The organism is Lacrimispora amygdalina (assembly GCF_900205965.1).
Classification (GTDB): domain Bacteria; phylum Bacillota; class Clostridia; order Lachnospirales; family Lachnospiraceae; genus Lacrimispora; species Lacrimispora amygdalina_A.
In genome coordinates this window covers 1-14,657 of sequence record NZ_OAOF01000019.1, presented here as the reverse complement: position 1 = coordinate 14,657, position 14,657 = coordinate 1, and the positions used below count along the sequence as shown (strand labels likewise).

The 14,657-nt window shown below is 42.7% G+C and carries 15 protein-coding genes; 2 read left to right on the top strand and 13 right to left on the bottom strand.

The window, feature by feature from the left end:
* Nucleotides 1-14: 14 nt before the first annotated feature.
* On the bottom strand, nt 15-2,606 hold the full coding sequence (locus CRO04_RS20510) for a glycosylhydrolase-like jelly roll fold domain-containing protein (protein WP_097006106.1): 2,592 nt from the start codon (nt 2,604-2,606) through the stop codon (nt 15-17).
* Nucleotides 2,607-2,608: 2 nt separating this feature from the next.
* Nucleotides 2,609-3,997 (bottom strand): PTS transporter subunit EIIC, encoded by a 1,389-nt coding sequence (locus CRO04_RS20505; RefSeq protein WP_097006105.1) that lies wholly within the window; start codon nt 3,995-3,997, stop codon nt 2,609-2,611.
* A 181-nt stretch (nt 3,998-4,178) separates the two neighbouring features.
* On the opposite strand from CRO04_RS20505, the gene CRO04_RS20500 reads away from it, so the two are divergent.
* Nucleotides 4,179-5,192 (top strand): AraC family transcriptional regulator, encoded by a 1,014-nt coding sequence (locus CRO04_RS20500; protein ID WP_097006104.1) that lies wholly within the window; start codon nt 4,179-4,181, stop codon nt 5,190-5,192.
* An 82-nt stretch (nt 5,193-5,274) separates the two neighbouring features.
* Here the strand turns inward: CRO04_RS20500 and CRO04_RS20495 are convergent, their stop codons facing one another.
* Genes CRO04_RS20495 through CRO04_RS20470 form a run of 6 tightly spaced genes read right to left on the bottom strand, consistent with a single transcriptional unit; the run spans nt 5,275 to nt 8,105 of the window.
* Entirely contained in the window at nt 5,275-5,679 is a 405-nt protein-coding gene (locus CRO04_RS20495) for a hemerythrin domain-containing protein (protein WP_166432625.1), read from the bottom strand.
* A 42-nt stretch (nt 5,680-5,721) separates the two neighbouring features.
* Nucleotides 5,722-6,270: a hemerythrin domain-containing protein gene (locus tag CRO04_RS20490; RefSeq protein WP_097006102.1), complete on the bottom strand. Its 549-nt coding sequence runs from the start codon at nt 6,268-6,270 to the stop codon at nt 5,722-5,724.
* Nucleotides 6,267-6,878, bottom strand: coding sequence for a hypothetical protein (locus CRO04_RS20485; protein WP_097006101.1), 612 nt, complete (start codon nt 6,876-6,878; stop codon nt 6,267-6,269). Before CRO04_RS20485 ends, CRO04_RS20490 begins: the two co-directional genes overlap by 4 nt.
* A gap of 16 nt (nt 6,879-6,894) precedes the next feature.
* Entirely contained in the window at nt 6,895-7,077 is a 183-nt protein-coding gene (locus tag CRO04_RS20480) for a DUF1858 domain-containing protein (RefSeq protein WP_170823777.1), read from the bottom strand.
* A 15-nt stretch (nt 7,078-7,092) separates the two neighbouring features.
* Nucleotides 7,093-7,758: a hypothetical protein gene (locus CRO04_RS20475; RefSeq protein ID WP_097006099.1), complete on the bottom strand. Its 666-nt coding sequence runs from the start codon at nt 7,756-7,758 to the stop codon at nt 7,093-7,095.
* An 11-nt stretch (nt 7,759-7,769) separates the two neighbouring features.
* Nucleotides 7,770-8,105 (bottom strand): cupin domain-containing protein, encoded by a 336-nt coding sequence (locus tag CRO04_RS20470; RefSeq protein WP_097006098.1) that lies wholly within the window; start codon nt 8,103-8,105, stop codon nt 7,770-7,772.
* 136 nt (nt 8,106-8,241) lie between these two features.
* Between CRO04_RS20470 and CRO04_RS20465 the strand changes: the two genes are divergently transcribed.
* Entirely contained in the window at nt 8,242-8,925 is a 684-nt protein-coding gene (locus CRO04_RS20465) for a Crp/Fnr family transcriptional regulator (protein WP_097006097.1), read from the top strand.
* A 1-nt stretch (nt 8,926) separates the two neighbouring features.
* Here the strand turns inward: CRO04_RS20465 and CRO04_RS20460 are convergent, their stop codons facing one another.
* The 5 genes from CRO04_RS20460 to CRO04_RS20440 form a co-directional block, all read right to left on the bottom strand.
* Nucleotides 8,927-10,315: a HAMP domain-containing sensor histidine kinase gene (locus CRO04_RS20460; RefSeq protein WP_097006173.1), complete on the bottom strand. Its 1,389-nt coding sequence runs from the start codon at nt 10,313-10,315 to the stop codon at nt 8,927-8,929.
* Nucleotides 10,316-10,320: 5 nt separating this feature from the next.
* Nucleotides 10,321-11,019, bottom strand: coding sequence for a response regulator transcription factor (locus CRO04_RS20455; RefSeq protein ID WP_097006096.1), 699 nt, complete (start codon nt 11,017-11,019; stop codon nt 10,321-10,323).
* Between the two features lie 74 nt (nt 11,020-11,093).
* The gene (gene copZ, locus CRO04_RS20450) at nt 11,094-11,303 is read right to left on the bottom strand and encodes a copper chaperone CopZ (protein WP_097006095.1); all 210 of its coding nucleotides are present in this window, start codon (nt 11,301-11,303) and stop codon (nt 11,094-11,096) included.
* 21 nt (nt 11,304-11,324) lie between these two features.
* Nucleotides 11,325-12,044 carry a hypothetical protein gene (locus CRO04_RS20445; protein ID WP_097006094.1) on the bottom strand — a complete coding sequence of 240 codons (720 nt, stop codon included), beginning with the start codon at nt 12,042-12,044 and terminating at the stop codon, nt 11,325-11,327.
* Between the two features lie 7 nt (nt 12,045-12,051).
* Nucleotides 12,052-14,532 (bottom strand): heavy metal translocating P-type ATPase, encoded by a 2,481-nt coding sequence (locus CRO04_RS20440; protein ID WP_097006172.1) that lies wholly within the window; start codon nt 14,530-14,532, stop codon nt 12,052-12,054.
* Nucleotides 14,533-14,657: the final 125 nt, after the last annotated feature.

The following is a 14,657-nucleotide window of genomic DNA, read 5'->3' as shown; positions in this document are numbered from 1 at the left end:
CCAACCACTTAAGTTTAAGTATATAGTGTAATTGGACCCTCTATCCCGAAAGGCTCAATGACCAGGTATTGAGACAAACCATCCCTGATCTGGGTTCCCAGAGTATTGGTCACTTCTACCCTCAGTAAGTGCTTCCCCTGTTCCACCAGTCCGGTTAAATCAAATATATAGGGAGGGCACAATTTTACTCCGGCAGATTTGTTATTTACAAATACTTCCGCAATTTCGTATACAGCCCCTAAATCCAGAAATACCTCGCCTTGCTCTTCCTTAAAGGTAAGAACCGTCTCATACGATACTGTCCCGCATTTATCCTCATATCCGTCAATCGTATTTACCGTGACCGCTTCTCTGACCGGCAGAGTCTCTTTAAAATCCGGGTAAGAAAAGCTGTCTGCAAAGGAAACCTTCCAGTCCGCCGTCAATTGCTGCGGTTTCCCATGGCATACTGGTTTTACCGTTTCATCAGCAATTGCGATGGGATCTTCCGAGAAGATCCAAACACAGGATTCATAAGGAGCCAGTTTTAGCCGATAACCGTCTTCTTTCTTCTCCAATTTATACAATGTATTGGAAAATGCATCATAGGAGTATGCATAGGCAGCATCCGGGATCTCTATAATTGTATCAACGGTTTTTGACAGATGTTCATTAAAAAACATCCAGTTCTGTGTTCCCTGATCATAGTGGTAATAGACCAGCTCACGAAAAGGTGCTTCCAGCTTGATTTCTGCCAGATCCCTGCACAGAACTTCCAAATCGTTGACAGCTCCCGCCAGACAGACTTGTTTCAGTATGTGCCATTCTTCCTCTGACAGCTCCCCTCCCAGCGTTCTTGACGGATAATCATTAAGAAAAATAACCCGTATTCCTGACTTGGCATATTCAGTTACTTTCCTTATTACGTTTACAGGGATCGCTTCGCCATAAGGAATAATTACAGTCTTAAAATATTCCTTATGAATCTTAAGCATATTTCCTTCGATCACAGCATTAAAAAGATAATCCGCAGATACAATATCACAGTCGATCTGATGTTCCAGCAGTTCCCTCACCGGTTTTTCCACCGGCATATAGTTCCCTGCCCATTCCTGCTCTGCCGGATATAAAACCGCGGCAGAGGCTCTGTGAACTCCACTTTGAAACAGGTTCATAAGACGGTTTGCATAATTGCTGTAGACATTAAAATACCGAAACTGAGGATTATGTCCCTGGGCATAAAAATGGGGAGGACAGTCCCAATCCGGAAATTCCCTAGGGCTAAACGCATGGGGCACCAGATAATTAATCCCCCGCACGACCAGATGATCTGTAATCCATTTCATCAGCTTAAGCCCCTCATTCCATCCATAAGCGCCAAACGCCTCACACATCGCCCGGCCATTTTTCACCGGATCCAGATGAGCAGCGGAAGATCCCAGTTTTGCAAGGGCAAAATGATAAAATTCCCCGTCACACCCGCCTGTTGAAAAAGAATCATGATGATACGGCATTCCCGGAACAATCTGGGTCCCGATCACATCAATTCCTGAAAAGTCCTGCTCTGTCTGCCCCCGGAAGTAGTGACCGGTTCCATATCCAAGTCTTGTATGTGCACCGTTGTCTTCAATATTATGTCCCAGATAGCAGATACCTCTGTCATGACACCATTTTGCCAGTACACCTGTAAAATTTTCATGATATAATCTTGTGATAAGATTCATGTACTGATACCGGATTTCCCCTTCAAGCCCCTCTCCTCTCACCCATAAAAGGGGAAGAAATTTCAGTTCAAAGGGGAGTTCTTTCTCAAGTCCTAATCTCCATGGAAGAACCATATCCTGTCCTATCCCTGCCAAAAAGCCTTTTTTATTACCAAACCTGGGTTCATCTGAAAAAAATCCTGTAATTGTTTTTCCAAAATCGTTTTTATATTTTTCATAATGGGGTTTATAAACTGTATCGATCAGAACCTGTGTAGCCTTCGCAGACAACGGATTCAAATAGTCAGCTGTGGTTTCCTCTCCACCATCTCTGGTATAAAAGACTGTAAATATGCAAAAGGCACCCTCTGGAATATCAATGGATATAATTCCATCTTTTAATGCATAAGTCTTATCCGCAAGTGTATCAACGACAATCTCTTCTTTTCCTGTGTTCCGGTCACTTATACGTTTTGCCATGTAAACTCCGATTACATGATTGATATCTTTACTGACTCCATCCCAGGGCCTTCCTGCAAGATAACTGATATTGATTCTGGCTCCCTTTACAGGTCCGGCTACATCGAAGCGCCGCATGTAAAGGTACCATTTTCTGTGTTCCGGATATTTTTCTTTTATGGCACCATTGGCGTATCCTGTTGGGAAATGAGAATCATCAAGAATCCATATTTTCATGTCCCTTTTTCTGGCTTCATCCAATATAATGTCTAAATCAGTCCACCATTTTTCTCCCAGAAAGTCCGGATGAGGTCTTGCTTCAATGCATATGGCCTTCATTCCGCTTTCCTGTATTTTTCCCATATACTTACGGAGCACAGCCTCTGTTTCTCCGTGCTGCCAGAAAAATGGATAAAAGCAGTTTTCTATCTTCCCCTCTAAAATTTCTTCTATTCTGTTGTACATGATCACTTACTCCGATCTGTATTTTTTGTATCCTCACCAGCCAGTATAAACGCCAGAACTGCTGATATTGAAAAAGATATGGCAGCGCATACGGCAAAACCGTAAAAGCTGATATCCAGTCCAGCCGGATTAATCATTGCCGGAAAACGAAAGATTCCATCCCCGATGAATGAATACATTCTGCCTCCCAGTGCCGCCATAATTCCACCTCCGACGCCTCCTCCCACAAAGGCTGCGATAAACAGCTTAAAATTCGGAAGAGCAATGGAATAAATGGTCGGTTCCGTAATACCGAATAAACAGGATACCAGATTTCCAAACCCCAGGGATTTTTTCTCCTTATCCTTCATCCTTAACGCATATCCCAGTGAAACTCCAGCTAAAGCCCAGACAGTAAGTCCTAATACCGCATTGACCGGATCACTGCCCAACGTAAATAAATTGTTCATTAACACGGGTATAAAAGCAGAGTGTAAACCCAAAAGAACGATGAGCTGCCAGAATGCACCGAAAAGTACTCCTCCCAAAACCGGAACATGATTAAATATGAACATCACTCCGGCACTTAAGTAATTGGACACATAGGTCATAACCGGTCCGATTACCAGATAGGACAGCGGTACGGTAACCATAAGAACAATTGTGGGCACAAAAAACAACTGGAGCATCTGGGGGACGATTTTTTTCGCGCCCTTCTCGATTTTAGAAGCAACCCAGGATGCAGCTACAACGGGGAGCAGGCTGCTGCTATAATTGATCAGCATAACCGGTATCTTTAAAAAGGTCAGTGCTGTGCCTGCTGTCTGAGCTGCCAGCATATCCGGATAGATCAGGGAGGCACCGATAATAGCAGTAACAAATTGACTGCAGCCAAATACCTTTCCCGCATTAAAGCCTACAATGACAGGCAAAAAATACATGATGGAATTTGCTGCTGCGTATAAAATCAGATAAGTACCGTCTGTCGCCTGAAGGACTTTGGCAGTTGTGAGAACTGCCAGCAGACCCTTAATCATACCAGAGGCAACCATGACTCCGATCATCGGCATAATACAGCCGCTGATAATTTTAAAGATCCGGTCAAACAGATTGCCATCCTTTAAAAGCTTCATATCCTGTTTCTCATCACCCTCCGTGATTCCCGCTTCTTTTCTTACATCATCTATCACAGCATTTACATGAGTGCCAATAATAATCTGATACTGACCTCCCTGTTGGATAACCCCTTTTACCTCCTTATTTGCTTTTATCTCATCTGTTTTTGCAACATTCTCATCCTTTAAAACAAACCGCAGCCGGGTCATGCAATTGGTAACACTGATAATATTATCCCTGCCTCCAACCATTCTGACAAGATCTGATGCCAACTGAGTATAGCTGTTTTTTCCCATTTTCATCTTCTCCTTCTTTCTCTAAAATAGTGTCTGGGTACTTTGTATTTTTATACTACCATACGTGAATGCTTATAATAATAACGAAAACACTTCTGTTTATTGACCAAACTAACGATGGAGCATATACTTGTCCTATAGACTCTGCCATATCATTCAGTCACCCTTAAAGGAGCATCAAATGGATTTAAACAGCCTTGATCTGACACTTCGCAGCTTAAGTACAAGCGAGAAAAAATATAAAAACGGATTTATTCCGGATTTTTGGGATCATATGCCAAAAATCAAAATCGACGGGGAGACCGTCAACTGCATCTACTTTGAAGAAAAACATAATATGATGGAAAAACACAGTGTTTTATCTGGCTGGCAATCCACTGCACTTGATATCAGCATCAAAAAAAATTCCCGCTTTATTCCGGTACCCGTACATGTTCATGACTATATTGAGATTAACTACGTCTATTCCGGCATCTGCCCCCAGACCATAAATAACACAGATATCACGTTAAAGCAGGGACAGGTGCTGATTATTGATCCATACGTTCCCCACTCCATAAAAGCAACGGGTGAAGATGATATAATGATCAGTTTCATGGTATCAAAAAATTATCTGCGCGAGAATCTTCTGGATCATTTTTCCACAGACAGTATCTTATCTCACTTTTTTATCAATGCTATGAACGAAAAAAGCCATGAAAACAAATATTTATTTTTTCAATCGGAAAACAGCAGAAGAACACAATTATTTACCCAGGAGCTTCTCTGCGAGTGCTTTGACCCATCCGTAAATTCCACGGATTTTATAAAGAATCTGTTCAGTTTAATCATTGCCGAGCTTATCAATGTATATAAAAATCAACTTGTCCGGGAGGAAAGTGAATCCAGTACCCCTTCTATTCTTAGTATAATCCGGTTCATTGAAACTAATTTTAAAAGCTGTACTTTAATTTCAGTTGCCGCGTTTTTCCATCTAAGCCCGAATTATCTCACTTCTCTTATTAAGAAGCATACAGGTATGACCTATAAGCAGCTAGTACAGTCACAGAAATTAAAATACGCAGCTAAATTTCTGAGAAATACAAATATGTCAGTTACAGAGATTGCAAATGAAGCAGGTTATGAAAATATCAGCTTTTTCTATCAAAAATTTCAGGAACACTATGGCTGCAGTCCCAAAGAATACCGGTCTTGAATAACCACCGGACAGAAATTTAATGCCAAAAAGAATGGAGCAGAATAACTGATACCTTAGTTATTCTACTCCACTTAGTTCTTCATACAAGCCGGTATAAATCTTTTTCTTCTTTATCCATACGCTGCTCGATGGACTGTATAATTCTATTTGATTCATTTATAAAGCGATCTCTGTCTGACAAGATTTTTATCTTTGTATTAAAAGTGTTTTTAAATACCGTAAAATCTGCCAGAAGGTTTCCCATCTCATTCTGATACTCATGCGCTTTGTTAACCAGATTTACATCATTGCCTTTAAAAAAGAAAGGGTATAAATATTGATCTTCAGAAGTCAGATGAATATTTAACTTTCCGGCAAGTCCGCTGATATGGAATGCCAGTTCTGCAGCATTCTGCTCCAGGTCCTGCTTTGCAAGAAGTATTTTCAGATCCGACAGTTCTTCTTTGATTCGGTCATGCTGCTCTAAATAATGTTTAAGTTCCATTGGAAACATTCACCTCTTTTGTATAATTTAAGCTGGCTAAAATTATCCCAGCTTACTGCGAAGCCAGCTTTCGTAGTGTTCCTGGATTCCGTCTTCTCTCGCCTTAACTTCAAAGCTTTCTGTCTCTGCATCCACATCATTCATTTTATCTGCTGGAAGAGCGCGGGCAGCAAAGGCATAAGCAGCCTGATCTTCTTTCTCTATATGGCGCTGTAACAGCGCCCCATATCCTACTGCATTGGAAATGATATCCAGCTTATGGTCTGTGATGGGATTTTTTTCATACTCTTCAATTGCTGCTTCCAATTGGGTCAGATGAAGTCTCCCCAGATCGTGTTCCACCAGCATTCCATTGCGGATCAGCTTATCTGCAACAGGCCCCATATTCTCCATCATAATCCGGAATAAGATTTTCTCTTCCTTCCCATGATGATGCTTGTCTGCATAATTTCTGCCAAAATCGATGCATTCTCTAAGAAGAGCCCCGTCGACTTCCCCGCCTTCTACAATACCTGCACAGATTTTTCTTAAAAAACCGTTGAAAGCCAGAATATTTTCATGTTCCTTCATTAAAATATCGATTCCATTCATTGGCGGCTCCTTAATTCATACTCCTGATTTCCTGTATGATAAAATTGCACACTTAACCCCTCAAGCATTCCCTCAATCAGGGCTTCTCTCAGTTCATAGTAATGTTTTACATCGCCATGGATCATATCCCAGTATGGTTCATGAATTTCCACAACCTGACGATAAACTAACAGATCCGCCTCTTCCTTTACCAGCTGATTGACTCTGTCACAGGGCATTCCGTTTAACAACGTATTTTCCAGATGATCATAAGCCTGTTTTACAGATACAGTCCCTTCTGCTCTGCGGCTTTTTCCAAATTCCTTCACTGCCTGTTTCATCTCGTCAATACGTTCCGGGTCTTCTTCAAGAAGAGTGGTGACTGCATAAGCAAGACGGTTTTCCACCAGGCTGACACGCTCCTGCAGCCATCCGTGAATGTTATCCGTATTAATATTATCCTCTAAATTGCCTGTTTCCAGAGTACCATATCTGGAATCCATCTTCTCTCCTAATCCATCTGTCCAGCCCTTTTCTTCTGCTAAGGCCACAATCGTATCTGTCATATCGTTCTGAAGCAGAATTTTATTATATAACCAGATGTGAATTGGTCCTAAAAATGCGCTCATCTCATTCCTCTTTTCTCTATTTGTTTAATTGCTCCAGCACCTCATCCGCATCAAGTCCGTGAACCATGCAGGCATCCTCTAAGGATTCCATCTGTGAAGACGGACAGCCAAGGCAGTGCATTCCGCAGCCCATTAAAATCTCTGCTGCTTCCGGTTTACTTCTTAAAATTTCTCCAATATACATTTCTTTCGTTATCATTATTTCTTCCTCCTGTTAATGAAAAGTTAATTGATCGGTTATTTTCTTTAAATCTTCCTTTGGCATGGGTATCAGAGAAATATGATAGTTCTCTTTAAGCATTGCCAGTATCTTAGGTGTAAAGAATTCATACATGGATTCGTAATCCGGTATTGCGATAAATAATCCAGCCTGTCTGGTGTTATTGCAGATCTGATTCATCTCTGCTGTTTCCGCCACCACCGGTAGAAGATCTTCCATTGCTAAGTCATAGCTTATGATAGACAAAGCTTTGTAAAAGAATTCATTTATTTTATCATTTTCATATCCCTTTTCCATGACAGGAAGGGCATAAACTGCGATTCCTTTGATGCCAGACAAGATCAGGAGCTTTAATAAACGAATCTCTTCGTCGCAGGTCCAGATGTTTTTTATGTCATAATCAGAGGTATTGCCGCAGACACTTTTACAAATGGCACATCCCGGGGCAATCCTGTTTTTTTCCTTTTTGACTTTTTTAAGCATATCTGCCACAGCCTGGTCATGAAAACCAGCATCTTTAATTGTTGTGATTAAACCTTCCATCAGAAGTCTGGTTACGGCTGCCTGGCGGATATTCATTTTACACGCCTTTGCCAGGCCGATGAGCGAACCAGTCAGCTCATCCTGAAAACCGGACATTTGATTTTTCATCTTTTGCATTCGGCCTTTCTTTAAAATACTACTACCAATGACATCTTAAAGCACTCCTGGGCGTACACAGCATGTGGCTTCTTCGCCGGCATAACCAATGTCTCCCCTTCATTTAAAATATATTCTGCTCCATCTACAGTGAATTTTCCTGTTCCTTCTAAGACAGTGACCATGGCATCTCCATTGGACTCATGAGAGCTGATCTCTTCGCCCTGATCAAAGGCGAACAGGGTAACGCTTACGGACTGATTCTGAACCAGGGTTTTACTTACAATCTGGCCATTTTGGATCTCAACTAAATCTGCTAATTTAAGTACTTCTTCCTGAGCTATATTTTTCAAGAGTTTCTCTGACATTTGTCTCCCTCCTTATTTTGTTCTTGTGTTTCTATAGCGATTATAATATAATATTATCATCATTTCTGTTGTTTCTACAACATTTTGAAATTAATATATGAAAAATGGAAAATTTATACACAGGAGGGCGATTCATATGGAAGAATTTCTTCACGTTCTAAAAAAATCCAGCTTGTTTTCAGGTGTTTCACCTGATGAAATCAAAAGCATGTTAAAATGCTTATCCGCCCGGATGAAGCATTTTAAAAAAGATGAATTTATAATAAGAAGCGGCGATTACATTCATTCGGTGGGAATGGTCCTTTCCGGAACAGCGTTGATTATTCAGGAAGATTTCTGGGGAAAACGAAGCATCATTTCAGAAGTCATGCCTGGAACCGTGTTTGCAGAGACCTATGCCTGTATTTCCTCTGTCCCCATTGAAATGAGCGTAATCGCTGATTCTGAGTGTGAGATTTTATTTCTTGATTTTAATAAGATTTTAACTGTGTGCACCTCTGCCTGCGGCTTTCATACCCGCCTGATCCAGAATTTCCTGTCAGCCATAGCCGGCAGGAACTTAGTTCTCACAAAAAAGATGCAGCACATGTCAAAAAAGACGATTCGGGAGAAACTGCTTTCCTACCTCTCTGCAGAGTCCTTAAAAAGCAATTCCTCCACCTTTGATATTCCGTTTAACAGACAGCAGCTGGCTGATTATCTTTCCGTAGACCGCAGCGCACTGTCCAATGAACTGAGTAAATTACAGGCAGAAGAAATTCTTACCTTCACAAAGAACCGGTTCACTCTGAAGGAGCAGAGTCCTGAAGGATATCTCTAAATCATACTACTGACTTTGGAATCGAGACTGTAAAACAGCTTCCCGATTCCTCTTTACTTTCTGCTGTTACAGTACCTCCGTGGGATTCCACAATGGACTTTACAATGGCAAGACCGATTCCGGCACCACCTGTTTTCCTGTTTCTGGATTTATCTGTGCGGTAAAACCGTTCAAATATAAGAGGCAGTTCTTCCTCTCTGATTCCGATACCGGTATCCGTTATTGTTACAACTCCATATTCACTGGTTTCCCATACTTCGATCCGGATACTGCCGCCCTCTGGTGTATACTTGACCGCATTAGAAAGCAGATTGGAGAACACCTGCCCCAGCCTGTTTTTATCCCCATCCACAAAAACCGGTTCCCCCTTGATACTGAGAGCCAGTTTCTTTTTGTTAATTTCTCCTGTCATATTTTCTGATACTGTCCGCACTGCCAAAAACAGATCCATGGGATTTTTGTTCAGGCTGAAGCTTTCCCCCTCAATCCTGGCCAGCTGCTCTAAATCGGCAACTAATGTTCCCAGACGTTTTACTTCCTCGTGGCAGCTTTCCAAACGCTCCGGTGTCGCCTCCCACAGCCCCTCAATCATGGCCTCTAAATGAGACCCCAGCGCGGTCAAAGGAGTCCGCAGTTCATGGGCCACATCTGCAGTCAGCTGCTTGCGCAGACGCTCCTGATCCTTCAACGCTCCGGATAAATGATTAATGGCAATCCCCAGATCATCAAGCTCCCGGATCCTGGTACCTGGCTCAAACCGGAGTTCATAATTGCCTTTGGATATCTGCTTTGCAATAAAGGCAGTTTTTGTGACCGGGCGGGAAATTCTGCTTCCCAGAATACAGCCCACAGCCACTGCGCAGATTCCGGACATTACCCCTATCACAAGGAGAACGGTATTCATCACCTGAATAAAGTTAAAATCTGCCTCATTCATAAAAAACGGACCATAATACTTAATGGAGACTGCTCCTGTCTTTTTCCCATCCCGTTCCAGTTCATAGGTATGATTAATGAAACCGCCTTCTGTTCCCCGTTCCTTCATGCGTTGTGAGATTTCATCCATGATCTGGCCGCAAAGACTCATGTCATGATTCTCTGCATCCCATACCACATTCCCGTTTGCATCATAAAGTTTTATAATATATCCGTCATACAAAGAGTTCATGCCGATTGCATGAACGTAATCCTGTCTCCAGCTTCTTTGAAAACCATCATACTGTTTTCCCAGCTCTTCAACAATGTTATCCCGTCTTTCCTCACCGATTCTGGTTATATATTTTTCAAATTCCCAGTTAATCAACCAGTTAGAGGCAAGTCCGATCAGTGCGATGGTAACAAGCAGTGTCAGGAGAATGGTAAGGGAAAGCTGTTTTCTTAAGGTCTTCATATCCATCAGCCTCCAAACTTGTATCCCAATCCCGGAATCGTTAAAACATAGGCTGGGTTTCTTGGATCATCCTCTATCTTTTTTCTTATATTCTTAATGTGGCTGTCAATCGCTCTGTCATAACCGGCAAAATCCTCACCCAGAGCAGAATCAATCAGCTCATCTCTGGTAAACACTTTACCAGGGTATTTAATCAGTGCCGACAGAATCTTCATCTCGCTGGGTGTCAGAGCCAGACTGTTTCCTTTTTTCTTTACCTCATTACGTTCAAAATCCACCACAAGATCTCCCTCTCTCCAGGAATTCCTCTTTACGAGAGGTATCAGATCGCTTTCGGTGCGCCTTAGTACGGCTTCCACCCTGGCATACAGTTCTTTTAAGCCAAACGGTTTCATAATATAATCGTCTGCTCCCAGCTCCAGTCCGCCAACCACGTCCTCTTCCTCTACCCTTGCAGTCAGCATTATGACAGGAACACGGGATTTTTTGCGGATAATCGTACAGACCTCTTCTCCCGATACATCAGGAAGCATTAAATCCAGTATAATAAGAGAAATATTCTCCGAATCAAAAATTTCCAGAGCCTTTTTCCCGTTTTCGGCGGGAAATACCACAAATCCTTTGCTTTCCAATAGCATACATACTACTTCAAGTATCTTCGGCTCATCATCTACTACCAGCACTTGCCTGCTGTTTTTGTGCATTCTTTCACCTCAATCTGACGGATCTTTCCGGTATGAAAGACGGGAACCGGACATTTTCCGGTTCCCGTCTTTCTTTATTCTACCACATCGTAGCCCTGATCTTCAATCTCTGCTTTGATTTTTTCTACAGATGCTTCCTCTGGATTGTGGTCCACAGTCACTGTCTTCGCAGATAAATCAACCGCTACACCGGAAACTCCGTTTAGTGCTCCTACTGCACCGGTAATAGCCTTTACACAATGCTCACACGCCATTCCATCTACGTTAATTACTGTCTTTGCCATATTAAATTCCTCCATGATTTTTTATTGTATATTAAAAGGCTTTAAAAACTTTAAGACCTCTGTTTTTTTCCCATTCTCCATAACGGGAACAGGAGCATAAACCCAGCCTTCCACCTTTTCGGGATTAACTCCAGCTGCTATAAACGGCTCCGGATTAAGAACAAATACAATGTCTTTATCCTGATCCTTTCCGGTTGCTGCACTGGTTTTCATATTCTTTGCCCATTCAAACATATTCCCGCCGCCAAGCTTCACTCCGAAGTGGTCCATATCCATATGATAATTAATCAGACTACGGTCATTATAAACCATGCTTTCATATGCATCAAGAGCAGATTTACCTTCCTTTACAGAACTGCTGTTATCAAGCTTTAAGCCTGCCGTAATAAAATCGCCGCTTACGTCATATTCCTCAGGCAGCTTTCCCGTATCCAGACCTGCAGCAACAAAGGGCGCTGCATCAGCCTGAAGCATCACATCAAAACGGGAATCAGAATTGTTGGCACTGTTCCAGATAAAACGAACACTGCCGTCAGGAGCTGTCAGGGTAAAGTCTTTCCCTTCGCTTTCCTGGCTTACCTGTTCAGGAATTGCGTTTAATACCTGCTCAAAGGACTGTATGGACCTTTTTCCTACTACATCAAAGGTACCTCCGGCGCTCTCAACTGTCAGAAACACAATTGCACAAACCACCAGTAACCCTGCAGCAATCGCTGCGATTGCTTTCTTATTATTCATCATGTTTCTGTCACCTCTTTCCTGTATCGGGTTTAAATCTCTTTAACCGCAGTGCATTGGTCAGTACGGATACAGAGCTTAAGCTCATGGCAGCCGCCGCAAACATGGGGTTTAAGAGGGGGCCGTTGAACAGCAGGTGCAATATTCCCGCTGCAATGGGAATTCCGATTACATTATAACCGAATGCCCAGAAGAGATTCTGCTTAATATTGCGAATGGTATGCTTGCTTAAATCAATGGCAGTGGGTACATCCATTAAATCCGAACGCATCAGAACAATATCTGCCGATTCCATGGCAACATCCGTACCGGACCCGATGGCAATTCCGATATCTGCCTGGGCAAGTGCCGGAGCATCATTAATTCCATCTCCAACCATGGCTACTTTCCGTCTTTCTGACTGAAGTTTTTTCACCTCGTTGGATTTATCCTGGGGAAGCACCTCGGCCAGTACCCGGTCAATTCCTACCTGTTTTGCAATAGCTGCTGCAGTCTTCTGATTGTCACCGGTAATCATAGCAACTTCAATTCCCATTTTATGAAGCCGCAGAATAGCTGCCCGACTGGATTCTTTCACCACATCAGCAACCGCTACAATTCCTGCCAGTGCTCCGTTTACTGCCACGTACATGGGAGTCTTCCCTTCTTCTGCCAGTTTATCCGAAATCTCTTCCAGACCTGCAAGGGAGATATTCTGCTCCACCATCAGCTTCCTGTTTCCTGCAAGTATCTCTTCACCTTCCAGCCTGGCTTTAATCCCCCGTCCTGTCAGGGAGTCAAACTGCTCTGCCTCTAAAAGAGAAAGTCCTGCTTCCTTTGCTCCATTTACAATTGCCTGCCCCAGGGGATGTTCGGACCCCCGCTCCGCAGATGCAGTAAGCTGGAAAAGGCGGTCTTTGGAAATTTCTCCAGCAGTAATAATATCAGTAACTTTGGGCTTTCCTTCTGTTATGGTTCCTGTTTTATCAAATACAATGGTATTAATTTTATGGGCAGTCTCTAACGCTTCTCCGCCTTTGATTAAAATACCGTTTTCCGCACCTTTTCCAGTACCTACCATGATGGCAGTCGGTGTAGCCAGACCAAGCGCACAGGGGCAGGCGATTACCAGAACGGATATAAAGATGGTGAGTGCAAACTTTAAGTCTCCTGCCGTACCGATATACCAGGCAATTCCGGCGAGAAGCGCAATCACGCAGACCACTGGAACAAAATATCCGGATACAATATCAGCCATCTGGGCAATGGGTGCTTTGGATCCCTGTGCATCTTCCACCAGCTTGATGATCTGGGCAAGCGCCGTATCACTTCCGATTTTTTCGGCCCTGAACTGGATCACACCTGTCGTATTGATAGATGCAGCATAAACCGGATCACCTTCGCTTTTATCCACCGGCATACTCTCACCGGTGAGCATGGATTCATCTATTGCCGTGTGTCCGCCTAAAACAGTACCATCCACAGGAATCTTATCACCTGGCTTTACCAGAATAATATCACCGATTTCCACTTCGTCAATGGGAATTTCCTTTTCCTGGCCATCTTCTAAAATCACCGCAGTCTTAGGTGCCAGGCCCATCAGCTTTTTAATTGCTTCACTGGTTCTGCCTTTGGAAACAGCTTCTAAGGATTTACCAAGAAGAATCAGGGTAATGATTACACCTGCTGATTCATAGTAAAGCGCATCTACTGCAGCAAAATGACCGTTTGCGATCTGAAAAGTATTATAAATGCTGTATAGAACAGCCGCTGTGGTTCCGATTGCAATCAGAGAATCCATATTGGGGCTTCTCTGAAACAGAGCCTTAAAGCCAATGGTATAAAATTTATATCCCACACCGATTACCGGTGCAACTAAAATCAATTCTGCCAGAGCATAGATAAGCGGATAATTCATGGGTGCTATGGCTGATGGAAATGGTAAACGGATAAAGCTGATCATAGGTGCCATTGCTATATAAAAAAGAGGAAGAGCGAATACCGCAGAAATAATGAATTTTGTCCAGAGTGTTTTTATCTCCCTCTGCTTTCTGGCTCTGTCTTCGTCTGCTGCATCGGCTTTGTTAACCTCCAATGCCTGATACCCCGCTTTTTCAATGGCACTTTTAATTGCAGACAGCCTTACCTTTTGGGGGTCATAGGCAACCGTGGCTTTTTCTGTCGCAAAGTTCACAGAAGACTGTTCCACACCGTCCAGCTTTCCAATGGCTTTCTCCACACGTCTGGCACAGGCAGCACAGGTCATTCCTCCGATGGGGATCGTGACATCTGTATTGGCCGATTTTTCTGCGACCTCATATCCAATTTTTGTAACCGCTGCCTTTATATCAGATAAATCCAGGTTGCTGTTATCGTATTCTACGAACAGCTTTTCACTGGCAAAGTTTACAGAAGCCTGATCGATACCCGGCAGCTTTCGCACTGTCTTTTCAATTCTTTGTGCACAGGCTGCACAGGTCATACCTCTTATATCCAAAGTTTTATTTTCCATATTTTTCACGTATAATCCAATTATCTTAGATGGTAATTGGATTTTTCCTTTCTCCCAGATTCTCTGGGCATTTTAATCCATCTCTGATATATTTTGAAAAGGCACTGTGGATCTGTACCTATATA